Source organism: Spirillospora sp. NPDC127506 (assembly GCF_040302145.1).
Classification (GTDB): Bacteria; Actinomycetota; Actinomycetes; order Streptosporangiales; family Streptosporangiaceae; genus Spirillospora.
Map to the genome: position 1 here is coordinate 257,287 of NZ_JBEORG010000003.1, position 24,238 is coordinate 281,524.

Annotated in this window: 19 protein-coding genes; 9 read left to right on the plus strand and 10 right to left on the minus strand. The window is 72.8% G+C overall.

Annotated features, from left to right (window positions below; genetic code table 11):
* Positions 1 to 64 precede the first annotated feature (64 nt).
* The 3 genes from ABTW95_RS05635 to ABTW95_RS05645 all read left to right on the plus strand — a co-directional run bounded on the left by ABTW95_RS05635 (position 65) and on the right by ABTW95_RS05645 (position 3,392).
* A complete protein-coding gene (locus ABTW95_RS05635) occupies positions 65 to 1,033 on the plus strand; it encodes an LCP family protein (protein WP_396446615.1) in 969 nt (322 codons plus the stop codon).
* A 119-nt stretch (positions 1,034 to 1,152) separates the two neighbouring features.
* Entirely contained in the window at positions 1,153 to 1,779 is a 627-nt protein-coding gene (locus ABTW95_RS05640) for a PadR family transcriptional regulator (protein ID WP_500224928.1), read from the plus strand.
* Positions 1,776 to 3,392 (plus strand): DHA2 family efflux MFS transporter permease subunit, encoded by a 1,617-nt coding sequence (locus ABTW95_RS05645; protein ID WP_500224930.1) that lies wholly within the window; start codon positions 1,776 to 1,778, stop codon positions 3,390 to 3,392. The genes ABTW95_RS05640 and ABTW95_RS05645 overlap by 4 nt, the downstream gene beginning before the upstream one ends.
* Before the next feature lie 9 nt (positions 3,393 to 3,401).
* Here the strand turns inward: ABTW95_RS05645 and ABTW95_RS05650 are convergent, their stop codons facing one another.
* The 3 genes from ABTW95_RS05650 to ABTW95_RS05660 all read right to left on the minus strand — a co-directional run bounded on the left by ABTW95_RS05650 (position 3,402) and on the right by ABTW95_RS05660 (position 6,360).
* Positions 3,402 to 3,896 (minus strand): DUF6113 family protein, encoded by a 495-nt coding sequence (locus ABTW95_RS05650; protein ID WP_500224933.1) that lies wholly within the window; start codon positions 3,894 to 3,896, stop codon positions 3,402 to 3,404.
* Between the two features lie 5 nt (positions 3,897 to 3,901).
* Positions 3,902 to 4,810: an N-acetyl-1-D-myo-inositol-2-amino-2-deoxy-alpha-D-glucopyranoside deacetylase gene (mshB, locus tag ABTW95_RS05655; protein WP_500224936.1), complete on the minus strand. Its 909-nt coding sequence runs from the start codon at positions 4,808 to 4,810 to the stop codon at positions 3,902 to 3,904.
* An 83-nt stretch (positions 4,811 to 4,893) separates the two neighbouring features.
* On the minus strand, positions 4,894 to 6,360 hold the full coding sequence (locus tag ABTW95_RS05660) for a serine/threonine-protein kinase (protein WP_396446610.1): 1,467 nt from the start codon (positions 6,358 to 6,360) through the stop codon (positions 4,894 to 4,896).
* A 171-nt stretch (positions 6,361 to 6,531) separates the two neighbouring features.
* On the opposite strand from ABTW95_RS05660, the gene ABTW95_RS05665 reads away from it, so the two are divergent.
* Complete coding sequence (locus tag ABTW95_RS05665) at positions 6,532 to 8,613, plus strand: S9 family peptidase (protein WP_396446609.1); 2,082 nt, start codon at positions 6,532 to 6,534, stop codon at positions 8,611 to 8,613.
* 19 nt (positions 8,614 to 8,632) lie between these two features.
* Here the strand turns inward: ABTW95_RS05665 and ABTW95_RS05670 are convergent, their stop codons facing one another.
* Complete coding sequence (locus tag ABTW95_RS05670) at positions 8,633 to 10,360, minus strand: ABC transporter ATP-binding protein (RefSeq protein WP_500224939.1); 1,728 nt, start codon at positions 10,358 to 10,360, stop codon at positions 8,633 to 8,635.
* Complete coding sequence (locus ABTW95_RS05675) at positions 10,357 to 12,069, minus strand: ABC transporter transmembrane domain-containing protein (protein WP_500224942.1); 1,713 nt, start codon at positions 12,067 to 12,069, stop codon at positions 10,357 to 10,359. Before ABTW95_RS05675 ends, ABTW95_RS05670 begins: the two co-directional genes overlap by 4 nt.
* A gap of 321 nt (positions 12,070 to 12,390) precedes the next feature.
* Here ABTW95_RS05675 and ABTW95_RS05680 point away from each other — a divergent pair, with 321 nt between their 5' ends.
* The 5 genes from ABTW95_RS05680 (at position 12,391) to ABTW95_RS05700 (ending at position 18,036) form a co-directional block, all read left to right on the plus strand.
* Positions 12,391 to 13,605 (plus strand): PP2C family protein-serine/threonine phosphatase, encoded by a 1,215-nt coding sequence (locus ABTW95_RS05680; RefSeq protein WP_500224945.1) that lies wholly within the window; start codon positions 12,391 to 12,393, stop codon positions 13,603 to 13,605.
* A gap of 213 nt (positions 13,606 to 13,818) precedes the next feature.
* Positions 13,819 to 14,508 (plus strand): succinate dehydrogenase cytochrome b subunit, encoded by a 690-nt coding sequence (locus ABTW95_RS05685; RefSeq protein WP_500224948.1) that lies wholly within the window; start codon positions 13,819 to 13,821, stop codon positions 14,506 to 14,508.
* 2 nt (positions 14,509 to 14,510) lie between these two features.
* Positions 14,511 to 16,448 (plus strand): fumarate reductase/succinate dehydrogenase flavoprotein subunit, encoded by a 1,938-nt coding sequence (locus ABTW95_RS05690; RefSeq protein ID WP_500225044.1) that lies wholly within the window; start codon positions 14,511 to 14,513, stop codon positions 16,446 to 16,448.
* A gap of 20 nt (positions 16,449 to 16,468) precedes the next feature.
* Entirely contained in the window at positions 16,469 to 17,221 is a 753-nt protein-coding gene (locus ABTW95_RS05695) for a succinate dehydrogenase/fumarate reductase iron-sulfur subunit (protein ID WP_500224951.1), read from the plus strand.
* A gap of 71 nt (positions 17,222 to 17,292) precedes the next feature.
* Positions 17,293 to 18,036 carry an arginase family protein gene (locus ABTW95_RS05700; protein WP_500224954.1) on the plus strand — a complete coding sequence of 248 codons (744 nt, stop codon included), beginning with the start codon at positions 17,293 to 17,295 and terminating at the stop codon, positions 18,034 to 18,036.
* A gap of 59 nt (positions 18,037 to 18,095) precedes the next feature.
* On the opposite strand, the gene ABTW95_RS05705 is transcribed toward ABTW95_RS05700, so the two are convergent.
* The 5 genes from ABTW95_RS05705 to sdhC form a co-directional block, all read right to left on the minus strand.
* Positions 18,096 to 19,064: a LysR family transcriptional regulator gene (locus ABTW95_RS05705; protein WP_396446602.1), complete on the minus strand. Its 969-nt coding sequence runs from the start codon at positions 19,062 to 19,064 to the stop codon at positions 18,096 to 18,098.
* A gap of 62 nt (positions 19,065 to 19,126) precedes the next feature.
* Positions 19,127 to 19,813: a Crp/Fnr family transcriptional regulator gene (locus tag ABTW95_RS05710; protein ID WP_396446601.1), complete on the minus strand. Its 687-nt coding sequence runs from the start codon at positions 19,811 to 19,813 to the stop codon at positions 19,127 to 19,129.
* A gap of 328 nt (positions 19,814 to 20,141) precedes the next feature.
* Positions 20,142 to 20,912, minus strand: coding sequence for a succinate dehydrogenase/fumarate reductase iron-sulfur subunit (locus ABTW95_RS05715; protein WP_396446599.1), 771 nt, complete (start codon positions 20,910 to 20,912; stop codon positions 20,142 to 20,144).
* The gene (locus ABTW95_RS05720) at positions 20,909 to 22,906 is read right to left on the minus strand and encodes a fumarate reductase/succinate dehydrogenase flavoprotein subunit (protein WP_396446598.1); all 1,998 of its coding nucleotides are present in this window, start codon (positions 22,904 to 22,906) and stop codon (positions 20,909 to 20,911) included. Before ABTW95_RS05720 ends, ABTW95_RS05715 begins: the two co-directional genes overlap by 4 nt.
* A 12-nt stretch (positions 22,907 to 22,918) precedes the next feature.
* The gene (gene sdhC / locus ABTW95_RS05725) at positions 22,919 to 23,749 is read right to left on the minus strand and encodes a succinate dehydrogenase subunit SdhC (protein WP_396446596.1); all 831 of its coding nucleotides are present in this window, start codon (positions 23,747 to 23,749) and stop codon (positions 22,919 to 22,921) included.
* Positions 23,750 to 24,238 lie beyond the last annotated feature (489 nt).

Here is a 24,238-nt window from a genome sequence, read left to right on the forward strand (position 1 = left end):
AAGTCTTGTCCCTGACCCGCCCGGCGCGGCGGCCCGCGGCGCGCCCCGGATGCAGTGTGGGGGCATGCTGCGGAACAGGGGCCGGCGCCGGGTCGTCATCGGCTGCGGCGGGCTGGCGGTGAGCGTCCTGCTGCTCCTCGCGGGCGGCCTCTACCTGCTGCAACGCGCCTACAACGGGGAGGTGCGGCGGGTCGCCGGGGCGCTGCCCACCGGCGCCGGGCGGCCGGCGGACTCCGGGCGCGGGGAGAACTGGCTGCTGATCGGGTCCGACCGGCGCGCCGACATCCCCTCGATGGGGGCGCGGGCGGACACGATCATGCTGGTCCACCTGTCCGGGCGCGGCGACCGCGTGTCGCTGATCTCCATCCCGCGGGACGGGTGGGTGCCCGTCCCCGGGCACGGCACCACGAAGATCAACGCGGCGTTCGCGTACGGGGGGCCCTCACTGCTGATCCGCGCGGTGGAGCGGCTCACCGGCGTCCGCGTCGACCACTACGCCGCGCTCGACTTCGGCGGGTTCGTGAAGATGACGGACGCGCTGGGCGGCGTCGACGTGACGATCACCGAGGACACCTACGACCCGAAGCACAGCCGGCACTGGAAGGCCGGGCGCCGGCACCTGGACGGCACGGAGGCGCTCGACTTCGTCCGGCAGCGGTGGAACCTGCCGAACGGCGACCTCGACCGGATCAAGCGGCAGCAGGCGTTCCTGCACGCGCTCGCGGCCAAGGCGCTGGACACCCGCAACCCGATCAAGATCGACCGGTTCGTCCGGGCCGTGACGCGCTCGGTCACCGTGGACGACTCGGTGACCGCGGGCACGCTGCGCGGGCTCGCGCAGCGGCTGATGAAGACGTCGCTGACGGAGTATCTGACCACCCCGGTCGCGAGGACCGCGGAGCGGGACGGGCAAAGTGTCGTACTCCTCGACGATGATGGTGCGCGGGCGCTGTTCGCCGCCGTCCGGGAGGACCGGGTCGGCGACTACGTGGCCCGCAACGGCGCGGCCAACTCGGTGGACGCCGTGCGCTGACCCGCGCGAACCCGCGCTGACCTGCACGGACATGTCCGGCATATAAAAAAAGATGCGCTAATCGGTCCAGGTGGATTAGTCTAAGTGGACTAATCGGAATCGACCACAAGGCCGCCGCCATGTCCCGACCGCTCACGCCGCTCGCGCTCACCGTGCTGCGCATGCTGTGCGACGGGCCCATGCACCCGTACGAGATGCAGCAGCGCATCCGCGACTACGCCTACGACAAGGCCGTCAAGATCACGCACGGGTCGCTGTACCACACGGTGGAGCGGCTCGCCGCGTGCGAGCTCATCGAGCCGCTGGAGACGAGCCGGGAGGGCCGGCGGCCGGAGCGCACCACCTACGCGGTCACCGTCGCCGGGCGGGACGCCGCGCAGATCCGGCTGGCCGAGCTGCTGCACGACCCCGCCGAGGAGTTCCCGCTGTTCGGCACCGGGCTGGCGTTCGTCAACCTGCTGTCCGAGGGCGAGGTCGCCCGGCTCCTGCGCAGCCGCACGGTCGCGCTGGAGGCGGCGCTCGCCGCGCACCAGACGGCGCACGACGCGCTCCGCAAGCAGGGCCTCGACCGGTACAAGCTCCTCGATCAGGAATGGATGATCGCGCGCGTGCGCGGCGAGCTGGAGTTCACGCGGGGGCTGGTCGACGACCTGGATTCCGGCCGGCTCACCTGGAAGGACGACGAGGTGCAGATCCGCTGCCACCCGCGGCCACGACCACGCCATGGCGACAAGGGGGACTCATGAGCAGATGGCGCGGCAATCCCTGGGCGATCCTGCTCACGCTCTCCCTGGGATTCTTCATGACGCTGCTGGACCTGACGATCGTGAACATCGCGATCCCCAGCATGATCGACAAGCTGGACGCCTCGCTGGACGAGGTGCTGTGGGTCGTCAACGCCTACATCCTTGTGCTCGCGGTGCTGCTCATCACCGCGGGCCGGCTGGGCGACCTGTGGGGCAAGAAGAACCTGTTCATCGCCGGGGTGGCGCTGTTCACGCTGTCCAGCCTGGCGTGCGGCGTCTCACAGGACCCGGCGCAGCTGATCGCGGCCCGGGCCGTGCAGGGCCTCGGCGCGGCGCTGCTGATGCCGCAGACCATGTCGATCATCATCGGGGTGTTCCCGCCGGAGCGGCGCGGCGCCGCGCTCGGCGTGTGGGGCGCGGTGGCCGGGGTGTCCACGATCGCCGGGCCGACCGTCGGCGGGCTGCTCGTCACCAGCCTCGACTGGCGGTGGATCTTCTTCGTGAACCTGCCGATCGGCATCCTGGTGCTGGCCATGGCCGTGCCGATCCTGCCCGGCCACACCCGCACCGTCCGGCACCGGTTCGACGTCGCCGGCGTGCTGCTGGCGTCCGCGGCCCTGTTCTGCGTCACGTTCGCGCTCACCGAGGGCCAGAAGTACGAGTGGAACGAGGGCATCTGGGGCCTGATCGCCGCCGGAATCGGGCTGTTCGCCGTCTTCGTCGTGCACCAGCGCGGCCGCCAGGACGGTGAGCCGCTCGTCCCGTTCTCCCTGTTCAAGGACCGCAACTTCACCGTGCTGAACCTGGTCGGCGCGGCGGTCTCGGTCGGCATGATCGGCATGTTCCTGCCGATGACGATCTACCTGCAGTCGGTGCTGGGCTTCAGCGCCCTCAAGGCGGGCCTCGTCATGGCGCCGTCGTCGGTCGTGTCGATGTTCCTCGCGCCCGCCGCGGGACGGCTGTCCGACCGGATCGGCGGCAAGTTCATCCTGATGGCCGGCCTCACCCTCTACGCGGCGGGCATGGTGTGGATCGTCCTCGTCGCCCAGGTCGGCACGGACTGGAAGGCGTTCATCCCCGCGCTCGTCGTGGCGGGCGCGGGCATCGGCGGGGTGTTCGCGCCGATGGCGACCGAGGCGACCCGGAACGTCCCGCCGCGCCTGGCCGGCGCCGCGTCCGGGGTGAACAACACGATCCGGCAGGTCGGGTCCGTGCTGGGCAGCGCGGCGGTCGGCGCCGTGCTGCAGAACCAGCTCGCGTCGTCGCTGCGGGACGAGGCCGCGGCCCGCTCCGCCGCGCTCCCGGCGGACCTGCGCGGCGGCTTCGTGCAGGGGTTCGCGGACGCCGCCAAGGGCGGCCTGGAGGTCGGCGCGGGCCAGAGCGGCGCGAGGCAGCAGCTTCCGCCGGGCGTCCCGCCGAACGTGGCGCACCGGGTCCACGAGCTGGCCGGGCAGGTGTTCTCGCACGGGTTCGTGCACGCGATGAAGCCGACGATGTGGCTGCCGATCGGCGTGATCCTGCTCAGCGCGGCCGCCTGCCTGTCCCTGAAGGGGCACAACAGCAGCACGGCCCTCGCGCAGGCCGATCCGGAGCCCGCGCCGATGGCGACCTGACCGGCGCCGCTACCCGCGCGTCCGGCCCGCCCTGCCGAGCAGCCAGTCGCCCGGCGGGCGGGCCGGCGGCACCGTCATGATCCCGGCCACGGCGGCGAACATGCCGCCGATGATGAACAGGTACCCGGCCGCGGTGCCGGGGACGACGAGGTCACCCTCGGTGCGACGCGTCGACAGGACGAACACCACGACGCCCCACACCACCGCGGGGATCGTCGCGCCGAGCCGCCCGCCCATCCCGAAGCCGGCCAGCCGGGCCATCGCGAAGACCAGCGCCACCAGGACGATCGCCGCGACCGGGACCGAGCCGACCGTCCAGTCCTGGGCGAACGAGCCGACCACGCCGAACACCCCGCCGAGCAGGCCGAGCGCGGCGTAGGCGGCGCCGGACACGAACGCGTCCAGCGGGCGCTCGCCGGCCCTGGTCAGGCCGGGCGCGTCGCCGTCCGCCGGGAGGCCCTCCTTGGCGAGGCCGACCCGCGCCTCGTCGTCGTCCTTGTGCACGGACGTCAGGGTATCGAGTCGTGCGCGTCCCGCAGGCCCGCGAACAGGTCCCGCTCGCGGCGGCCGGGGCCGACCGGGCCCGGCTCCCCCGCCTGCAGGATGAAGTACTCGGTGCCGAACGCCTGCTGGCCGAGGTTGTTCGACAGCGCGAAGAACGGCCCCACCTCGTCGGGCGCGACGACGATCTGGGTGCGGTGGGCGCGCAGCGCGGCGATCTTGGCGGGCAGGTGGGCGCGGGCGTCCACGACCGTCGTGACCTGCCCGTCGGGGACGCCGGAGCCCAGCTCGTCCAGCCCGGCGACGCGCGCGAACGGCAGCTTCGCCTCCCGCATCACCGCGATCGCCCGCGCGAGGACGGTCCGGGGCGTGGCGTAGGCGTAGAACTTGGCGGCCCGCCACGGCTCCGCGCCGTCCTCGAACGCGGGGTCGGCGGCCAGTTCGAACGCCCGCCAGGCGACGCGGTGCGCCTGGATGTGGTCGGGGTGCCCGTAGTTGCCGCGCTCGTCGTAGGTGACGATCACCTGCGGCCGGACCTCCCGGATGACCGCGACGAGGTCCGCGGCGGCCGTGTCGAGGTCCGCGCGCCAGAAGCAGCGCGGGTCGTCGTTGGTGGGGGCGCCCATCATGCCGGAGTCGCGCCACCGCCCGGCGCCGCCGAGGAAGCGGTGGTCGCGCACGCCGAGCGCCGCGCAGGCGGCGGCGAGCTCCCCGATGCGGTACTCGCCGAGGGCGTCCTCCTTGTCGGACGCCAGGTGGCGCAGCTCCTCCGGGATGACCTCCCCCTCCTCACCTAGAGTGCAGGTGACGAGGCATACGTGGGCTCCCTCGGCGGCGTACTTGGCCATGGTCGCCCCGGTCCCGATGGACTCGTCGTCCGGATGGGCGTGGACGAACAGGATCCGCGGCTCCTTCATAGTCAACGAGCCTACTCAGAGCCCGGCGGCACGGCGATGACCGCCCTGCCCCGCGCCCCGCGGGGCGGCGCCGGCGGGCCGGCTCAGCGGCCCCCGCCGGTGCCCGGGCCGCCGCCTCCGCCGCCCGCTCCGGTGCCGCCGCCGTCACCGTCGCCGCCGTCGTCGCCGCCTCCCCCGCCGCCGCCGGTGGTCGGCGGCCCGCTCGTCGGCGGCGCGCTGGTCGTCGGCTCGTTCGTGGGCGGCGCGCTGGTCGTCGGCTGCCGCGTCGGCTCGGACGTCCGCGGCGGCGGCGCGGTCTGCCGCGTCCTGGTGCGGGTCGGGGTCGGCTGCTCCGGCTCCTCGGTCGTCGGGGCCTCCGAGACCGTCCCGGAGTCGGTGACCGACGGCGTGACCGGCGCGTTCGGGCTCTCGTCCCCGCCCCGGGTCGCCGCGTACACGCCGACCACGAGCGCCAGCACGAGGATCGCGGCGACGGCCGCGACGATCGGCCACTTGGACTTGCGCTCGGGCTCCCAGTCGCCGTACCGGGCCCGGTCGGCGCCGTACGGGGGGCCGGCGGGCGGCAGGTCACCGGTGTACTCCGACGGTGAGACGCGGCGCGTCCCGCCGCCGGGGCCGCCGGGGTGGGTGGAGCCCGCCATCATCCCGGCCGCGCCCAGCCCCGCCGCGCCGCCCGCGGCGAGCGTGGAGCCCTCCGCGAGCATCGTGTCGGCCTGCGCCGGGTCCATCCGGGTCTGCCCGGCGCCGCCCGGGCCGCTGCCGATCAGCGCCATCATGATCTGCTGCGCGGTCGGCCGCCGCTCCGGCTCCTTGGCCAGGCAGGCGGCGATGAGCCGGTGCAGGTCGGCGGGGACGCCGTCCAGCACGGGCGGCTCGTGCATCACCCGGTTGATGACCGCGACGACGGTGTCGTCGCCGAACGGCGGGCGCCCGGTCGCGGCGAACACCATGGTCGTGGCCCACGCCCAGACGTCCACGGCCTCGGTGAGCGTCGCGCCCGCGACCTGCTCGGGGGCCATGTAGGACGGCGTGCCGATCGCCTTGGTCGCGTTCGTCTGCCCGGTGTCGAGGGCGCGCGCGATGCCGAAGTCGATCACCCGCGGCCCGTCCGGCGCCATGATGACGTTGTGCGGCTTGAAGTCGCGGTGCACGATGCCGGCCTGGTGGATCGCCACCAGGGCGGTCGCGGTGCCGATCGCGAGCCGGTCGAGCGCGGCGCCGCCGATCGGGCCGCTCTCGGTGACCTGCTTGTACAGCGACGGGCCCGGCACGTACTCGCTGGCGATGTACGGCTGGTCGCCCGCGACGTCGGCTTCCAGGACCTGCGCGGTGCAGAACCGCGCGACCTGCTTGGCCGCCTGCGCCTCGCGGACGAACCGGGTGCGGGCCATGGTGTCCCCGGCCAGGTCGGCGCGGAGGAGTTTGATCGCGGCCCGGTTCCCGGAGGCGTCCACGCCGGCGTAGACGACGCCCTGGCCGCCCTCGCCGAGCCGTTCGACGATCTCGTACGAGCCAAGCCGCCGGGGATCTCCCGGCTGCAGCTCCGGCATTGACCACTCCTCAGCCCGCGATGAAATGAGTGCTTGGGGAAGCTTTGAGCTTACGCGAGCGCGGACCCGGGCACGGGACATTCCCCGTCCACCACGCGACGACCCGTGATCATAGGGGCAGGAGGCCGCCGTGCGCCGTACTTCACCGGCATCCTGGCAGACTCGGATGCCATGAGCATCAGCTACCCGCGGCAGAGCGCCCGCACCCGACGGTTCAGCCTCGGCGTCCCGCGCGCCTTCCAGATCGCGCCGGACGAGTCGCGCGTCGTCTTCCTGCGCACCAGGGCGGGCGACGACCCGGTCACCTGCCTGTGGACGCTGGACGCCGCGACCGGCGAGGAGCGGTGCGTCGCCGACCCGGCCGCGCTGGACGTCCCCGGGGAGGAGAACCTGCCCGCCGAGGAGCGCGCCCGGCGGGAGCGGGCCCGCGAGCAGGCGGGCGGCATCGTCGGCTACGCGACCGACCGGGCCATGAGGCAGGCCGTGTTCACCCTGGCCGGGCGCCTCTACGTCGCCGACCTCGACACCGCGCTGGTCCGCGAGCTGCCCGCGCAGGCGCCCGTGTTCGACCCGCGCCCCGACCCGGCCGGGCGGCGGGTCGCCTACGTGTCGGGCCGGACGCTGCGGCTGATCGAGATGGACGGCACCGACGACCGGGCGCTCGTCCGGCCGGAGTCCGACCAGATCTCCTACGGCCTCGCCGAGTTCGTCGCCGCGGAGGAGATGGACCGGATGCGCGGCCACTGGTGGTCGCCCGACGGCGGGTCCCTGCTGGTCGCCCGGGTGGACGAGACGCCGGTGCAGCGCTGGCACATCGCCGACCCCGCGAACCCCGACCGGCCGCCGTCCGAGATCGCCTACCCGGCCGCCGGCACGCCGAACGCGCTGGTGTCGCTGGCGCTGCTCAAGGTGGACGGCCGCCGCACCGGCGTCGCGTGGGACCGCGGCATGTTCCCCTACTTCGTGGCCGCCTCCTGGGACCGGCACGGCCTGCTGATCGTCGTGCAGCCGCGCGACCAGCGCTCGCAGCGGGTGCTGAGCGTCGACCCGTCCAACGGCGAGACGTCCCTCGTGCACACCGAGCACGACCCGGTGTGGACGGACATCGTCCCCGGCCTGCCCGCCCGGACCGACTCCGGCGACCTCGTCTGGACGACCGAGGACCGCGACACCGACACGCGCCGCATCACCGTCGCGGGCAAGCCGGTGACGCCCGCCGGGCTGCAGGTCCGCGCGGTGCTCGGGGTGGACGGCGAGTCGATCCTGTTCACCGCCTCGGAGGAGCCCACCGAGATCCACCTGTACTCCTGGGAGGCGGGCGAGGTGTCGCGGCTGACCGAGGGGCAGGGCGTCTTCGGCGGCGTCCGCTCCGGCGGCGTCACCGTGGTGACGGGCGCGCGGCTCGACGCCCCCGGCGCGCAGATCGAGGTGCGCACGCCGGCCGGGACGCACCCGGTCGCCTCGTTCGCCGAGACCCCGGTGATCACCCCGCGGGTGGAGCTGCTGCGCGCCGGCGACCGGGAGATCCGCACCGCCGTGCTGCTGCCGACCGGGTGGACGCCCGACCAGGGCCGCCTGCCCGTCCTCATGGACCCCTACGGCGGGCCGCACGCCCAGCGCGTGCTCGCCGTCCAGCGGATGTTCTGCGAGCCGCAGTGGCTCGCCGACCAGGGCTTCGCCGTCGTCATCGCCGACGGCCGCGGCACCCCGGCGCGCGGCCCGGCGTGGGACCGCGCGGTGCGCGGCGACTTCGTCGGCCCCGTCCTGGACGACCAGATCACCGCGCTGATCGAGGCGGCGCGCAGGCACCCGGCCGCGCTCGACCTCGACCGCGTCGGCATCCGCGGCTGGTCGTTCGGCGGCTGGCTCGCGGGCCTCGCCGTGCTGCACCGCCCGGACGTCTTCCACGCGGGCATCGCGGGCGCCCCCGTCACCGACTGGCGCCTGTACGACACCCACTACACCGAGCGCTACCTGGGGCACCCGGACGAGGAGCCGGAGAACTACGCCGCGAACTCCCTGATCGAGCGGGCCGCCGAGCTGAAGCGCCCGCTGATGATCATCCACGGCCTGGCGGACGACAACGTGGTGGCCGCCCACACCCTCCGCCTGTCGTCCGCCCTGCTGGCGGCGGGCCGCCCGCACACGGTCCTGCCCCTGTCGGGAGTGACCCACATGACCCCGCAAGAGGTGGTCGCAGAGAACCTCCTGCACATCCAGATCGATTACCTGAAGTCGGCCCTCTCCGGCTGACCCCCGTCGACGAGGACGGCTAGGTGGTCGAGCCGCCGTGCCAGGAGCGCCATAGGGCCGCGTAGGAGCCTTGCGCGGCCAGCAGGTCCTCGTGGGTGCCCAGTTCGGTGATGCGGCCGTCCTCCACCACCGCCACGCGGTCGGCGTCGTGCGCGGTGTGGAGGCGGTGCGCGATCGCCACGACGGTCCGGCCGTCCAGGACGGCGGCGAGCGAGCGTTCGAGGCGGCGCGCCGCGCGCGGGTCGAGCAGCGACGTCGCCTCGTCCAGCACGAGCGTGTGCGGGTCGGCGAGGACGAGCCTGGCCAGCGCGAGCTGCTGCGCCTGCGCGGGCGTCAGCGCCGCGCCGCCGGAGCCGACGACGGTGTCCAGGCCGGGGCCGTCCCAGTCGACGGCCGCGAGCATCCGGCGGACGTCGTCGTCGGACGCGTCCGCGCGGGCCATCAGCAGGTTCTCCCGGAGCGTGCCGCGGAACACGTGGTGCTCCTGCGTGACGAGGGCGACCTCGCGGCGCAGCCCGTCCAGCGGCAGCTCGACCAGCGGGACGCCGCCGACCGTGACGGAGCCGGAGCGCGGGCCGTCCACCCCGGCGAGCAGGCGGCCGAGGGTGGACTTGCCCGCGCCGCTCGGCCCGACCACCGCGAGGCGCTCGCCGGGCCGCAGGTCGAGGTCCACGCCGTGCAGGACGTCGTCGCCGGGCCGGTAGGCGTAGCGGACGCCGCGCGCCGCGAGCCGTTCCCCGGACGGCCGCCGCCCGTTCGGGGTCCGGTCCGGCGGGACGTTCCCGACGCCGAGCAGCCGGGCCAGCGACGCGCTGCCGAGCTGCAGCTCGTCCAGCCAGGAGAGCATGGTGTCGACCGGCTCGATGAGCAGCTGCGCGTAGAGGGTCGCGGCGGTCACCTGCGCGAGCGTCGCCATGCCGTGGAGGTAGAGGAGGCCGCCGGCCAGGAGCGTCGCGACCACGGGCAGGACGAAGCTCAGCTCGGCCACGGGGAACAGGACCGTGCGCAGCCGCAGCGTGTACCGCTCGGCCCTGTAGGAGGACGCGATGTCGGCGTCGCCGCGGCGGTGCCGGCGTTCGGCGAGGCCGAGGGCCTCGACGGTGCGGGCGCCCTGGACGGTCTCGGTGAGCCCCTCCGCGATCCGCGCCCACGCCTCGTTCTCCCGCAGGTAGCCGCGGTGCGCGCGGGGCAGGTACCAGCGCATCACCGCGACCAGGGACGGGACGGAGACCAGCACGGGCAGCGCCACTAGCGGCCCGTTCAGCAGCAGCGCGCCGAGCGTGAACCCGCCCACGACGACCGCGACGAGCGTCTCCGGCATCGCGTACCGGACCGACGTGCTCAGCGTGTCCACGTCGCGGGACGCGCGGGTCACCAGGTCGCCGGTGCCCGCCCGCTCCACCGTGGGCAGCGGCAGCGCCAGCACCCGGTCGACGAACTCCTCCCGCAGCTCGGCCAGCACCCGCTCCCCGAGCTTCGCGGACGCGAGGTAGGCGTACCGGATCAGCACGCCCTGCGCGATCACGAACCCGGCGATGGCGAGGCCGGTGGTGTCGACGGCGGCGCGGCCGTCGCGGACGTCCTCGACGAGCGCGCCGAGCAGCCGGGGCGTCACCAGGCCCGCCGCGGCGGCGAGCGCGTGCAGCGCCAGCATCCCGGCGAGGGCGCGCGGATGGCGCAGGACGAGCCGCCGCGCGTACGCCCGCACCTGCGCGGGCGTCGCGATCGGCAGGATCTCGGCGCTCACGGGCTCACCGGCCTCTCCGCCTCTCCCCGCACCGCCTCGCCGCGGGTGACCGCGGCCGCGTAGCGCGGGTCCTCGTCGAGCAGGTCGCGGTGCCGTCCTTCGGCGACGACGACCCCGTCCTCGAGGAAGGCGACGTGGTCGGCGCGGTCCAGCATCAGCGGGCTGGTCGTGCAGACCACGGTGGTGCGGCCCGCGCGCGCCCGGCCGAGCCGCTCGGCGATGCGGGCCTCGGTGTGCGCGTCCACCGCGCTGGTCGGCTCCACCAGGATGAGGACCTCGGGGTCGGCGGCGAGCGCCCGCGCCAGCCGGAGGCGCTGCCGCTGGCCGCCGGAGAACTCCCGCCCGGCCTCGGCCACGTGCGCGTCCAGGCCGACCGAGGCGACGACGTCCTCGGCGCAGGCGGCGCGGATCGCGGCCCGCAGCGCCGCCTCGTCGCCGTCCGGCGCCAGGGACTCGCCCAGCGGCCCGGCGAAGAGGCGGTCCTCGTTGACGGCGACGAGGATCCGCTCGCGGACGTCCGCGACCTCGTGCAGCGGGAGGCCGCCGAAGTCGACGTCGCCGCCGGCGTAGCGGCCGAGCCGGTCGGCGACGGCCTGCGCGTCGCGCGGGTCGCCCGCCGCGATCGCGGTGACCCGCCCCGGCCGCACGACCAGCCCGGACGCGATGTCGACCAGCTCCGCGGGCGCCGCCGGCCGGGCCGTGCCGGCGGCCGGCAGCTCGGGGTCGATCGCCAGCAGCGCGGTCACCCGGCCCGCCGCGACCAGCCCCTTGGTGATCTTGCCGGCGGCCTCGCCGAGCGTCTTCAGCGGGACGATCAGGAACACCGCGTAGCCGTAGAAGGCGACCAGCTCGCCGACGCCGATCGTCCGGTCGGCGGCGAACCGGGCGCCGACCCAGGTCACCAGCGCGATCAGCAGGCCGGGCAGCAGGACCTCGGCCCCGTTCATCCGGGTCTCGGCCCGCGCGACCGCCACCCCGGCGCCGCGCACCCGCTGCGACTCGGCCCGGTAGCGGGCGGAGAACAGCGCCTCCCCGCCGATGCCGCGCAGGACGCGCAGCCCCGCGACCAGGTCGGTGGCGTGCGTGCTCAGCTCGCCGACCAGTTCGCGGTGGGCGAGCTCCCGGTCGCGGTAGGGGCGCAGCAGCGGCGCCGCGATCGCCAGGATCAGCGGGACGCCGACCAGCACGATCAGCCCGAGCGGCGGCGACGCGCTCAGCAGGATGGCGGCGACGGCCACGATCGCGACGACGGCGCCCGACCCGCGCGACACGATGTCGAGGGCGTCCCCGATGTGCGACACGTCGGACAGGCCGATGCTCACCACCTCGCCCGCGCTCAGCCGCTTCGGCAGGGTCCCGCCGAGCCGGGTCGCCTGCCGGGTGACGATCTGGACCGTCCGGTAGGCGGCCGCGAGCCAGTTGAACACGGCGAACCGGTGCCGGGCGGCGCCCGCGGCGGCCTGCACGACGCCGAGGCCGAGCAGCGCGCCGGACCAGGTGAGGAGGGCGCGCTCGTCCCGCGCCGCGAGGCCGTCGCCGATGGCGCGGCCGATCGCGGCGGGCATGAGGGCCTGGCCGAGCATCCAGACCACGCCGAGGGACGCGCCGGCGGAGACGCTGCGCCATTGGGCGCGCAGCAGCCAGAGCAGGTAGCGCGCGGGTGTCCGGTGATCTGGCCGGCCGGGATCCTTTTCCGGCAACGGCTTCACTCGACGCAGGTTATGCGGCGGAACACCGAAAGTTCGACTGGTTTTTCACCTGCGCCGATCGGTTTCGGACAGACCGGAAATACTCATCGGGACGCGCTCAGGGGGTGCGCCGCGAGGTGAGGACACGCTAAGGTCTGGGACGTACGGAGCGACGCTTCCTCCGCTCCTTGAGCCGGGACCCTGGCGGCTAGGCCAATGCCGCTGCCCCGGCGCGGTCCGTCGCGCCCACCCGCGGCCGCGGGAATAAGCGGGACGTTACCGGCCGTTGCCAGTGCCGTCAGCCCGACTTCCGGAAGCCCTGTGAGCACGCTCAGCCATCAGATGCCCAGCCGTCCGTCGTACCCCTACACGACGGGTACCGAGGACAGGATCGACCTGCTCCTCATCGACGACGACCCCTCCGACGTCCGCATGGTCGAGAAGATGCTCGCCGAGAGCGGCGTGGACGTCGAGATCACCGTCGCGCCCGACCTCGCCGCCGCGCGGCGGTCGCTGACGCGGCGCACCCAGTGCATCATCGTCGACCTGTCCGCCCCCGGCATCGACCGGCTGGACGGGCTGCGGCAGGTGCTGGCGCTGTCCGGCCCGGCCGCCGTCGTCGTCCTCACCGGCCTGGACGACGCGCACCTCGGCGTGCAGGCGGTCGCCGCCGGCGCCGAGGACTACCTGGTCAAGCAGGAGGTCGACGCGCCGCTGCTGGCCCGCGCGATCCGCTACGCCATCGAGCGCAAGCGCTCGGAGGAGGCCGAGCGGCGGCTCGTCGAGGCCCGCATCCTCGGCCGGGAGAACGCCCGGCTGGAGCGCGGGCTGCTGCCCGTCCCGCTCATCGACGACCCGGCGCTGCGGCACCACACCCGGTACCGGCCCGGCCGCCGGCGCGCCCTGCTCGGCGGCGACTTCTACGACACCGTGCAGACCGAGGGCGGCGCCGTCCACCTGATGATCGGGGACGTCTGCGGGCACGGCCCGGACGAGGCGGCGCTCGGCGTCCAGCTCCGCATGGCCTGGCGGACGCTCGTGCTCGCCGGGCACACCGGCGAGCAGCTCCTCGGCACCCTCGACACCGTCCTCGGGCACGAGCGGCGCAGCGAGGAGATCTTCACCACGCTCTGCATGATCACGATCGCGCCGTCCCGGCGGACCGCGCGGATGCACCTCGCCGGGCATCCGCCGCCGCTGCTGTTCCGCGGCGCCCTCGGCGAGGACGGCGAGGTCGCGGCGCTGCCGGAGTACGCGCACGGCCCCGCGCTCGGCCTGCTGCCGGGCGCCGAGTGGCCGACCACCGAGATCGACCTCGGCGAGTCCTGGAGCCTGATGCTCTACACCGACGGCCTGATCGAGGGCCGGGTCGGCGACGGCTCCGACCGCCTCGGCACCGACGGCCTCGTCGAACTGGCCCGGGTGGCGCGCGCCCGGGGCGCCACCGGGCGCGCGCTGATCGACGACCTGGTGACCGAGGTGGAGCGCCTCAACGGGGACGCCCTGACCGACGACCTCGCCGTCCTGCTGCTGTCCCGGCAGCCCGGACAGGGTTGAGCCCCCTGCTAAGCACAAGCCGCTGACCTCGGTCAATGTCTTCTGGGTCACTCGTTTCCGGAGTTCCCGGTAACGCTGTGAGATCACTCACCGCGCGGAACGTTACGGAACGGACACAAGGTCGGCGCGGCGTGCGTTCATAGCCTGCGGCTATCGCCACGAGTGCGCTGATGACTTGGAACTATTCTTCAATCCGGACATACGGTGCAGGTCGTGGCTATAGCGATACCTGCGATCTACCGATCGACCGTCGGCAAGAAGGCCGTCATGGCGGTGACCGGCGGCGTCCTCGTGCTGTACCTGGTCGCGCACATGGTGGGCAACCTGAAGATCTTCATGGGCGCGGAGGACTTCAACCACTACGCGCACTGGCTCCGCACGATCGGTGAGCCCGCGGTACCGCACCGGGCCGTCCTGACCCTCATCGAGGTCGTGCTGGCCGTCTCGGTCGCCCTGCACATGTGGTCGGCGGTGTCGCTCGCCCGCCGCGCCTCGGCCGCGCGCCCGGTGAAGTACCGGTCGAGGAAGAAGTCGCACGCGCAGGGCTACGCCGCCCGCACGATGCGCTACGGCGGCGTCATCATCGCCGTCTACGTCATCTGGCACCTGCTGGACCTCACGTTCTTCGTCGTGAACCCCAAGGGCGCCGACGCCACCCCGTACGAGCGGATGGTCGCCGACTTCGACCCGTCCCGCTGGTACATCACCGTCTGGTACGTCGCCGCCGTCCTCCTCGTCGGCCTGCACCTCAACCACGGCATCTGGAGCGCGTTCCAGACGCTCGGCCTGCGCAGCCCGCGCAGCCACAACGCCCTGCGGGGCCTCGCCGCGACCACCGCCGCCCTGATCACGCTCGGCTTCGTCGCGGTCCCCGTCTCCATCACGTTCGGATGGGTGAGCTGACCATGACCGACAGCTTCTACAGGACCGGCGAGCCGATCGCCGACACCAAGGCGCCCAAGGGCCCCATCGAGGACCGCTGGACGACGCGCAAGTTCACCGCCAAGCAGGTCAACCCGGCCAACAAGCGCAAGAAGAAGATCATCATCATCGGCACCGGGCTGGCGGGCGGCTCCGCGGGCGCGACGCTCGGCGAGGCCGGCTACCACGTCATCCAGTTCTGCTTCCAGGACTCCCCGCGCCGCGCCCACTCGATCGCCGCGCAGGGCGGCATCAACGCCGCGAAGAACTACCGCAACGACGGCGACAGCGTGTACCGGCTGTTCTACGAGACGGTGAAGGGCGGCGACTTCCGCTCCCGCGAGTCGAACGTGTACCGGCTCGCCGACATCTCCCGGAACATCATCGACCAGTGCGTCGCGCAGGGCGTCCCGTTCGCCCGCGAGTACGGCGGCCTGCTCGACAACCGCTCGTTCGGCGGCACGCAGGTCTCCCGCACCTTCTACGCCCGCGGGCAGACGGGCCAGCAGCTGCTGCTCGGCGCCTACCAGGCGCTGATGCGGCAGGTGGACGCCGGCAACGTCGAGCTGTACCCGCGGCACGAGATGCTCGACCTGATCATGGAGGACGGGCGGGCGCGCGGCGTCGTCGTCCGCAATCTCATCAACGGCGAGATCAAGCACTACACGGCGGACGCGGTCGTGCTGGCGTCCGGCGGCTACGGCAACGTGTACTTCCTGTCCACGAACGCGATGGGCTCGAACGTCACCGCGTCCTGGCGCGCCCACCGGCACGGCGCCCTGTTCGCCAACCCCTGCTACACGCAGATCCACCCGACGTGCATCCCGGTCAGCGGCGACCACCAGTCCAAGCTGACGCTCATGTCGGAGTCGCTGCGCAACGACGGCCGGGTGTGGGTGCCGAAGAAGGCCGGCGACACGCGCAAGCCGTACGACATCCCCGAGGACGAGCGCGACTACTACCTGGAGCGCATCTACCCGTCCTTCGGCAACCTCGTGCCGCGCGACATCGCGTCCCGCGCGGCGAAGAACGTCTGCGACGAGGGGCGCGGCGTCGGCCCCGGCGGGCTCGGCGTCTACCTCGACTTCGCCGACGCGATCGAGCGGCTCGGCCGCGACCAGGTCGAGGCCAAGTACGGCAACCTCTTCCAGATGTACGAGCGCATCACCGGCGAGAACCCGTACGAGACGCCGATGCGCATCTACCCCGCCGTCCACTACACGATGGGCGGCCTGTGGGTGGACTACGACCTGGAGTCCTCGATCCCGGGCCTGTTCGTGATCGGCGAGGCGAACTTCTCCGACCACGGCGCGAACCGGCTCGGCGCGTCCGCGCTGATGCAGGGACTGGCGGACGGGTACTTCGTCCTCCCGAACACCATCGGCGACTACATCGCCCGCAACCAGCTCCCGCCGGTCGCCGAGACCGCGATCAGCGAGGCCGAGGAGCGGGTGCGCACCCGGATCGAGAAGCTGCTGTCGATCGACGGGGACCGCTCCGTCGACTCCTTCCACCGCGAGCTCGGCCACATCATGTGGGAGTACTGCGGGATGGAGCGCACCGAGGAGGGGCTCCGCAAGGCCCTGGAGCTGATCCCGGCGCTGCGCGAGGAGTTCTGGACGCGGGTCAAGGTGACCGGCAGGGGCGAGGAGCTGAACCAGCAGCTGGAGAAGGCCGGCCGCGTCGCCGACTTCTTCGAGCTGGCCGAGCTGATGGTCATCGACGCGCTGCACCGCACCGAGTCCTGCGGCGGCCACTTCCGGGCCGAGAGCCAGGACGAGGACGGCGAGGCCAAGCGGGACGACGAGAACTTCGGCTACGTCGCCGCCTGGGAGTGGGCCGGGGAGGGCGAGCAGCCCATCCTCCACAAGGAGGTCCTGGACTTCGAATACGTCAAGCCGACGCAGCGGTCGTACAAGTAGCAGAGGTCGTACACGTAATCATGAAGCTCACACTGCGCGTCTGGCGCCAGAGCGGCCCCCAGGACGAGGGCAGGATGGTCGAGTACAAGCTCGACGACATCTCCCCCGACGCCTCGTTCCTGGAGATGCTGGACGTCCTGAACGAGAAGCTCATCGCCGAGGGCGAGGAGCCGGTGGCGTTCGACCACGACTGCCGCGAGGGCATCTGCGGCATGTGCTCCCTCGTCATCAACGGCACGCCGCACGGGCCGGAGCGGGCCACCACCACCTGCCAGCTCCACATGCGCAAGTTCAGGGACGGCGAGGTCATCGACGTCGAGCCGTGGCGGGCCAAGGCGTTCCCGGTCGTGAAGGACCTGGTCGTCGACCGCTCGGCGTTCGACCGGGTGATCCAGGCCGGCGGCTACATCACCGCGCCGACCGGCACCGCGCCGGAGGCGCACTCGACCCCGGTGCCGAAGCCGGACGCCGACCGCGCGTTCGACGCCGCCGAGTGCATCGGCTGCGGCGCCTGCGTCGCGGCCTGCCCGAACGGCTCGGCCGCGCTGTTCCTCGGCGCCAAGATCACCCACCTGGGCCTGATGCCGCAGGGCCAGCCGGAGCGCTGGGACCGCGTCGTGTCCATGCTGGAGGCGCACGACGAGGAGGGCTTCGGCGGCTGCACCAACACCGGCGAGTGCACCGCCGTCTGCCCGAAGGAGATCCCGCTCGACGTCATCGGCCGCCTCAACGGCGACTACCTGAAGGCGACCGCCGGCGGCAGGAAGCGCTGACGCGCGCCCGCACGGGCCCCCGATCCCGGCCCCGCCCGGAGTACCGGGCGGGGCCGTTCTAGGGTGAACGCATGATCACACTCGTGCCCTACCACCAGGACGAACGGCTGCCCGACTCGTCCTTCCCCCTGCCGGGCCCCGACGTCGTCCCGGTCACCCGCGACCTGCCCGAAGGCGGCGTGTGGGAGCGCGTCGCGGCCCTGTTCGAGCTCGTGTCCGCCGAGGTCGCCGACCAGGTCGCCGGCGGCACCCGCCCCACCGTGGTCTCCGGCGACTGCCTGACCTCGGAGGCCGTCCTCGCCGGTCTCCAGCGCGCCGGGGTGGACGCGGCCGTCGTCTGGTTCGACGCGCACGGCGACATCCACACCGTCGAGAGCTCGACCTCCGGCTACATCGGCGGGATGCCGCTGCGGCAGATCCTCGGCGCCGACACCGGACTGCTGGCGGACCCACTCGGCTTGCGCCCCCTGCCCGAGGACCGCGCCGTGCTGGTGGACGCCCGCGACCTGGACCCGGCCGAGGCCGAGTTCCTGGCGTCCTCGCGGGTGCGGCACTGCCCGGTGGACGACGTGGCCCTGCCGGACGGGCCGCTCCTCCTGCACATCGACGTGGACGTCATCGACAAGGACGACCTGCCGGGCCTCAAGTTCCCGGTGGGCGGAGGCCCCTCCTACGACGCGGTGGTCGCTTCGGTGCGCCGCATCCTGGCGACCGGTCGCGTGGCCGCGCTCGACGTCGCCTGCCCCTGGCACCTGCCCGAGGGCGACGACGACGCCGTCCGGGCGCGCCTGCTGCGGGACCTGCTGACCGCCTGACCGCGCCTCCGGTTCCGGGAGGCGACCGAAGAAACCGCGGGCCTGACGGGCCGCGGAAGCTAGGCGTCGACGAGGTTCTCGACGCCGGCGGGGAGGGTGCCGGCCTCGCCGGCCTCCACGAGGAACGCCTGCAGGGTCTCCTGGAAGGCGCGCGCGGCGTGGGTGAGCTCGACGTCCTTGCGGTGGGCGAGGGCGACGGTGCGGAGGAGGCCGGGGCCGTGGCGGCCGCGGCGCGCCTCCTCGTCGGCCAGGACGAGCGGCGTTCCGCGCAGGCCGGGGCGTCCGGCGAGGACCATGCTGGGCACGACCGCGATCCCGAGGCCGACCTCCACGAAGCGGAGCACGGCGTCCATCTCGCCGCCCTCCACGGCGAACCTGGGCTCGAACCCGGCGGCCCGGCACGCGCTGATCGTCGCCTCGCGCAGGTCGTATCCGGGGCGGAACATCACCAGGGGGCGGTCCTGGAGATCCTCGATGCGCAGGTACGAGCGGCGCGGCAGCGACCGCTGCTCCGCGGGCGAGGCCACCACCAGGTACTCGCGCAGGATCGGGGTCGTGTCCAGGGGCGGGTCGCCCTGCAGCGGCAGGATGACCAGGGCCAGGTCGAGGGAGCCGCGCGTCAGCTCGCGGACGAGGTCGCGCGAGCCTCCCTCCTCGACGATGAGCTGGATGCCCGGATACCTGTCGTGGAAGCGGCGCAGGACGTCCGCCAGCAGGCCCGCGCACAGGGACGGGGTGGCGCCGAGGCGCACCCGGCCGCGTTTGAGGCCGGCGAGTTCCTGCACTTCGAGGCGGGCCGTGTCGACGTCCGCCAGGATGCGCTTGGCCAGGGGCAGCAGCGCCTCGCCGGCGGGCGTCAGGGTGATGTTGCCGCGCGCCCGCCGGAACAGGGAGACGTTCAGCTCGCTCTCCAGCGCGCGGATCTGCTTGGACAGCGACGGCTGCGCGACCCGCAGGAGCTCCGCGGCCTGCGTGAAGTGGCGCACCTCCGCGACCGCGACGAAGTAGGCGAGCTGCTGTAGCTGCATCCTGCACAGAGTACGGCCCGCCCGGCCGCGCGGGACGCTCCGGGGTCGCCGCGCTCGGCGGCCTACCGCGCGTGGCGGCGCAGGGCCTGCAGGTCGTGGACGATCAGCCGCCGCCGGCCCGTCTCGATCCAGCCGTGCCGGCGGAGCGTGCGCAGCGCCTTGCTGACCGCCTCGCGGGAGGCGCCGACCCAGCCGGCCAGCTCCTCCTGCGACAGGTTCAGCGTGATGCGGACGCTCTCCTCGCCGGTGCCCGTCCGGTGCGGCACCCCGAACCGCTCGGCCAGTTCGACGAGCCGCTGCGCGACCCGCCCGGTGGCGTCGAACATGCCGAACTCGACGCGCTTGCGGTCGGCGTCGCGCCAGCGCTGGCACAGCATCCGCATGATGATGATGGAGACGCGGCCGTGCGACTGCAGGAACGCCATGAACTCGTCCGCGCTGACCGCGAGCGCCCGCACCGGTTCGAGGGCCTGCACCGACGCCGACCGGGGCTGCCCGTCGATCGCGGCGACCTCGCCGAGCACCGCGCCGGGCCCGCGCACCGCCAGCAGCGCCTCGCCGCCCTGCTCGTGGTAGGAGAACGCCTTCACCCTGCCGCGCAGCAGCACCGCGACCCAGCCGGGCTCCTCCCCCTCGGTGAACAGCGTGTCCCCCCGCGCGAAGTCACGGACGCGGCCGCGTGATTCCAGGTCCGCGCGTTCCGCCGGGGTGAGGTCGGCAAGGAACGAACCCGGTTCGAGGGGGCTCATGAACTCCACGCTAAAGGGATTCCCCGCCGGCCGCCTCCCGGGAAAGAATCACGTTTCAATCTCGCGTTATGTGCACTATTCCCTACTCGCGCGGCCGCGCGTGCGCCAGGGTGGGTCGCGGCGTGCGCGACCGGACGGCCTTCCGGCGTCCGCGGTGTCCTCGGGGAACGGCGGGGGCGGCGGGCGGCGGTCCGGGGGCACGCCGCCCGCCGTGTTCCGGGGGCGCCGCATGCCAGAGCGCCGCCCCCGCAGCGGAAGCGGCGGAAACGCGAACGCCCCCCGTCGCGCGGGGCGGCGGGGGACGTTCGCGAGAACCGTCGGGGGGACGTCAGGCGGACGGGGTGTCCTGGCCCTTCTTCACGATGCCGAGCTTGCTGCCGAGCCACACCACCGGGTCGTACTTGCGGCCCACGACCCGCTCCTTCATCGGGATCAGGGCGTTGTCGGTGATCTTGATGTGCTCGGGGCAGACCTCGGTGCAGCACTTGGTGATGTTGCAGAAGCCGAGGCCGTGGTCGTCCTGCGCGATGTTGCGCCGGTCGGCCTGGTCGGCCGGGTGCATCTCCAGCTCCGCGATCCGCATCAGGAAGCGGGGGCCGGCGTAGTCCTTCTTGTTCTCCTCGTGGTCACGGATGACGTGGCACACGTTCTGGCACAGGAAGCACTCGATGCACTTGCGGAACTCCTGCGAGCGCTCGACGTCCACCTGCTGCATGCGCAGCTCGCCCGGCTCGGCGTCGCCCGGGTCGAACGACGGGATCTCCCGCGCCTTCTCGTAGTTGTACGACACGTCCGTCACCAGGTCGCGGATGACGGGGAACGTCCGCATCGGGGTGACGGTGACGGTCTCGTCCGGCTCGAAGGTCGACATCCGCGTCATGCACATCAGCTTCGGCATGCCGTTGATCTCCGCCGAGCACGACCCGCACTTGCCCGCCTTGCAGTTCCACCGGACGGCGAGGTCGGGCGCCTGCGTGGCCTGCAGCCGGTGGATGATGTCGAGGACGACCTCGCCCTCGTTCACCTCGACGGTGTAGTCGGTGAGCTCACCGGAGCCCTCGTCGCCGCGCCAGACCCGGAACTTGGCCTCGTAGCTCATCGGTCGCTCTCCTCCTCGTCCGCGGCGGCGGTCGCACCCGACCCCGCGGCGGCCTCCGCCTCCTCCGTCCTGACCTCCTCGGCCAGGGCCTTCGGCAGCTCCTCGGGCGTCAGGTACTTCTTCAGCTCGTCGTTGTCGAACAGCGCGAGGAGGTCCTCGCGCATCGGGGCGAGCGGCTGCCGGGTCAGCTCCACGTGCGGGGACGCCGGGTCGCCGGCCAGCGAGCAGACCAGGTTGATCTTCCGCCATTCCGCGGACATCGCCGGGTAGTCGTCCCGGGTGTGGCCGCCGCGGCTCTCCCGCCGCTCCAGCGCCGCCTTCGCGATCGCCTCCGACACCAGCAGCATGTTGCGCAGGTCGAGCGCGAGGTGCCAGCCCGGGTGGTAGCCGCGCCCGTCGCCGACCGCGACCGGCTCGACGCTCACGTTCGCGACCCGCTCGCGGAGCTTGCCGAGCGCCTCCAGCGCCTGCTTCAGCTCCTCTTCCCGGCGGATGATGCCGACCAGCTCGTTCATCGTCTGCTGCAGCTCGGCGTGCACGGCGTAGGGGTTCTCGCCGCCCTCCCGCTCGAACGGCGCGAGCGCCTCGGTCGCGGCCGCCTCGATCTCGGCCTCGGGGACGGCCGGGCGCGCGGCCAGGGCGTCCACGTACTCGGCCGCGCCGAGCCCGGCGCGGCGCCCGAAGACCAGCAGGTCCGACAGGGAGTTGCCGCCGAGCCGGTTGGAGCCGTGCATGCCGCCGGACACCTCGCCCGCCGCGAACAGGCCGGGGACCTTCGCCGCGCCGGTGTCGGGGTCGACCTCCACGCCGCCCATCACGTAGTGGCAGGTCGGGCCGACCTCCATCGCCTCCTTGGTGATGTCGACGTCGGCCAGCTCCTTGAACTGGTGGTACATCGACGGCAGCCGCTTGACGATCTCGGCGGCGCCGCCCGGCATCCGGTCGACGACGGTGAGGAACACGCCGCCGTGCGGGGATCCCCGCCCCGCCTTGACCTCGGAGTTGATCGCGCGGGCCACCTCGTCGCGGGGCAGCAGCTCAGGGGGCCGCTTGTTGTTGTCGGGGTCGTCGTACCAGCGGTCGCCCTCCTCCTCGGTGGTGGCGTACTGGTCCTTGAAGACCTCGGGGATGTAGTCGAACATGAACCGCTTGCCCTCGGAGTTCCGCAGGACGCCGCGGTCGCCCCGGACCGACTCGGTCACGAGGATGCCCTTGACGGAGGGCGGCCAGACCATCCCCGTCGGGTGGAACTGGACGAACTCCATGTTCAGCAGCGTCCCGCCGGCGAGCAGCGCCAGCGCGTGCCCGTCCCCGGTGTACTCCCACGAGTTGGACGTGACCTTGAACGCCTTGCCGATGCCGCCGGTCGCCAGCACCACCGCCGGCGCCTCGAACACGACGAACCTGCCGGTCTCGCGGACGTAGCCGAACGCGCCGCAGATCTTGCCGTCGGCGTCCTTGAGCAGGCGGGTGACGGTCGTCTCGGCCCACACCTTGAGCCTGGCCTCGTAGTCGCCGTACTCGGCCTTGTCCTCCTGCTGGAGGGCGACGATCTTCTGCTGGGCGGTGCGGATCAGCTCAAGGCCCGTCCGGTCGCCGACGTGCGCCAGCCGCGGGTACTCGTGCCCGCCGAAGTTGCGCTGGCTGATCTTGCCGTCCTTGGTGCGGTCGAACAGCGCGCCCCACAGCTCCAGCTCCCAGATGCGGTCCGGGGCCTCCTTGGCGTGCAGCTCCGCCATCCGCCAGCTGTTCATGAACTTGCCGCCGCGCATGGTGTCGCGGAAGTGCACTTGCCAGTTGTCGTTGGCGTTGACGTTGCCCATCGCGGCGGCGGCGCCGCCCTCGGCCATCACCGTGTGGGCCTTGCCGAACAGCGATTTGGAGATGATCGCGGTCTTCTTGCCCTGAAGGCGCGCCTCGATCGCCGCGCGCAGCCCGGCGCCGCCGGCGCCGATCACCACGACGTCGTACGAGTGCCTCTCGATCTCAGTCATGATTCCTTGGCCTCAGTTGAAGATTCGCGGGTCGTTGAAGGCGCCGCCCGCGACGAGCGCGATGTACGCGTCGGCCACCACCAGCGTGCCGAGCGTGATCAGCGCGTACGTGCCGTGGCTTTCGTTGATCTTGGACACCCAGCCCCACATCCGGTACCGGAGGGGGTGCTTGGAGAAGTTCTTCAGGCGCCCGCCGACGATGTGCCGGCACGAGTGGCACGACAGCGTGTACAGCCACAGCAGGATCACGTTCACCACCAGGATGACGGTGCCGAGCCCGATCCCGAAGCCGCCGTCCTTGCCGTGGAACGCGCGGATCGCGTCGTAGGTGTTGATGAGGGAGATGAGGACGGCCGCCATCCAGAAGTAGCGGTGCAGGTTCTGGCCGATCAGCGGGAAGCGCCGCTCCCCGGTGTACTTGCCGTGCGGCTCCTTCACGGCGCACGCCGACGGCGACGCCCAGAACGACCGGTAGTACGCCTTGCGGTAGTAGTAGCAGGTCAGCCGGAACAGCAGCAGGAACGGCAGCGAGACGGCCGCGAAGGGGATCCAGCCGCGGGTGCCCGCCGGGAGGAACGTCCCGAACTCCGCCGCGTCGCCGGTGTGCCCGTCGACCGTGACGTTGTTGCAGATCTCGTTCAGGCACGGCGAGTAGAACGGCGTCAGGTAGTGGTACTGCGGCACGTAGAACGCGGAGCCCCAGAATGCCCGCACGGTCGCGTAGACCACCCACGCCGTGAAGATCACGAAGATGCTGAGGGGGTACAGCCGCCAGTTGTCCTTGCGGAGGGTTCGTTCCTTGATCTGGGCGCGCGTCCTGGACGGCGCCTCCACAGTGCTCATCGATCGCTCTCCTGAGCTCGGGTCGTCGTGTCCCCGTACCACGGTCCGCGCGCACCATGCGGGCGCCGCGCCCCGCCGCCGGCCCCATCGCGCGATCGCGCCGTGAGCCGTGGCCATGCGTCCCGGCGGGGGCCGCCGCTCCGGCGGCCGCGGGCCGGTGCCGCAAGCGGGCGGTGACGCCTCGTGTGCGCTTCCAGCGAAGCGACCCTACGCCACCTGCCGGGAGCTGTGACATACATAACAGCCAGACCCGCATGTGAGCCTGACCACAGACTTTAGCCCCGTCCCAGGCCCGCCGCACGGTCCGCCGCCCATAACCAGTTGTTATGGCACAGCGGAATCGAGATGAGCGCGCTACGGAATGACCGCACGGTCGCCGCACCCTGGATCACCCGCCGGCCCGCGGCGGCCGGTCGGACGGCGGGACGGCCCGATCCGGACGCGGACAATTTCCCGGTTCTGTCAACAGAACAGACACGTCGAGCATCC

Bases quoted from the DNA above. Each gene is read 5' to 3' on its own strand.
- ABTW95_RS05635 (WP_396446615.1), top strand. From the start codon at position 65: ATGCTGCGGAACAGGGGCCGGCGCCGGGTCGTCATCGGCTGCGGCGGG.
- ABTW95_RS05640 (WP_500224928.1), top strand. From the start codon at position 1,153: ATGTCCCGACCGCTCACGCCGCTCGCGCTCACCGTGCTGCGCATGCTG.
- ABTW95_RS05645 (WP_500224930.1), top strand. From the start codon at position 1,776: ATGAGCAGATGGCGCGGCAATCCCTGGGCGATCCTGCTCACGCTCTCC.
- mshB (WP_500224936.1), bottom strand. From the start codon at position 4,810: ATGAAGGAGCCGCGGATCCTGTTCGTCCACGCCCATCCGGACGACGAG.
- ABTW95_RS05660 (WP_396446610.1), bottom strand. From the start codon at position 6,360: ATGCCGGAGCTGCAGCCGGGAGATCCCCGGCGGCTTGGCTCGTACGAG.
- ABTW95_RS05665 (WP_396446609.1), top strand. From the start codon at position 6,532: ATGAGCATCAGCTACCCGCGGCAGAGCGCCCGCACCCGACGGTTCAGC.
- ABTW95_RS05680 (WP_500224945.1), top strand. From the start codon at position 12,391: ATGCCCAGCCGTCCGTCGTACCCCTACACGACGGGTACCGAGGACAGG.
- ABTW95_RS05690 (WP_500225044.1), top strand. From the start codon at position 14,511: ATGACCGACAGCTTCTACAGGACCGGCGAGCCGATCGCCGACACCAAG.
- ABTW95_RS05695 (WP_500224951.1), top strand. From the start codon at position 16,469: ATGAAGCTCACACTGCGCGTCTGGCGCCAGAGCGGCCCCCAGGACGAG.
- ABTW95_RS05700 (WP_500224954.1), top strand. From the start codon at position 17,293: ATGATCACACTCGTGCCCTACCACCAGGACGAACGGCTGCCCGACTCG.
- ABTW95_RS05705 (WP_396446602.1), bottom strand. From the start codon at position 19,064: ATGCAGCTACAGCAGCTCGCCTACTTCGTCGCGGTCGCGGAGGTGCGC.
- ABTW95_RS05710 (WP_396446601.1), bottom strand. From the start codon at position 19,813: ATGAGCCCCCTCGAACCGGGTTCGTTCCTTGCCGACCTCACCCCGGCG.
- ABTW95_RS05715 (WP_396446599.1), bottom strand. From the start codon at position 20,912: ATGAGCTACGAGGCCAAGTTCCGGGTCTGGCGCGGCGACGAGGGCTCC.
- ABTW95_RS05720 (WP_396446598.1), bottom strand. From the start codon at position 22,906: ATGACTGAGATCGAGAGGCACTCGTACGACGTCGTGGTGATCGGCGCC.
- sdhC (WP_396446596.1), bottom strand. From the start codon at position 23,749: ATGAGCACTGTGGAGGCGCCGTCCAGGACGCGCGCCCAGATCAAGGAA.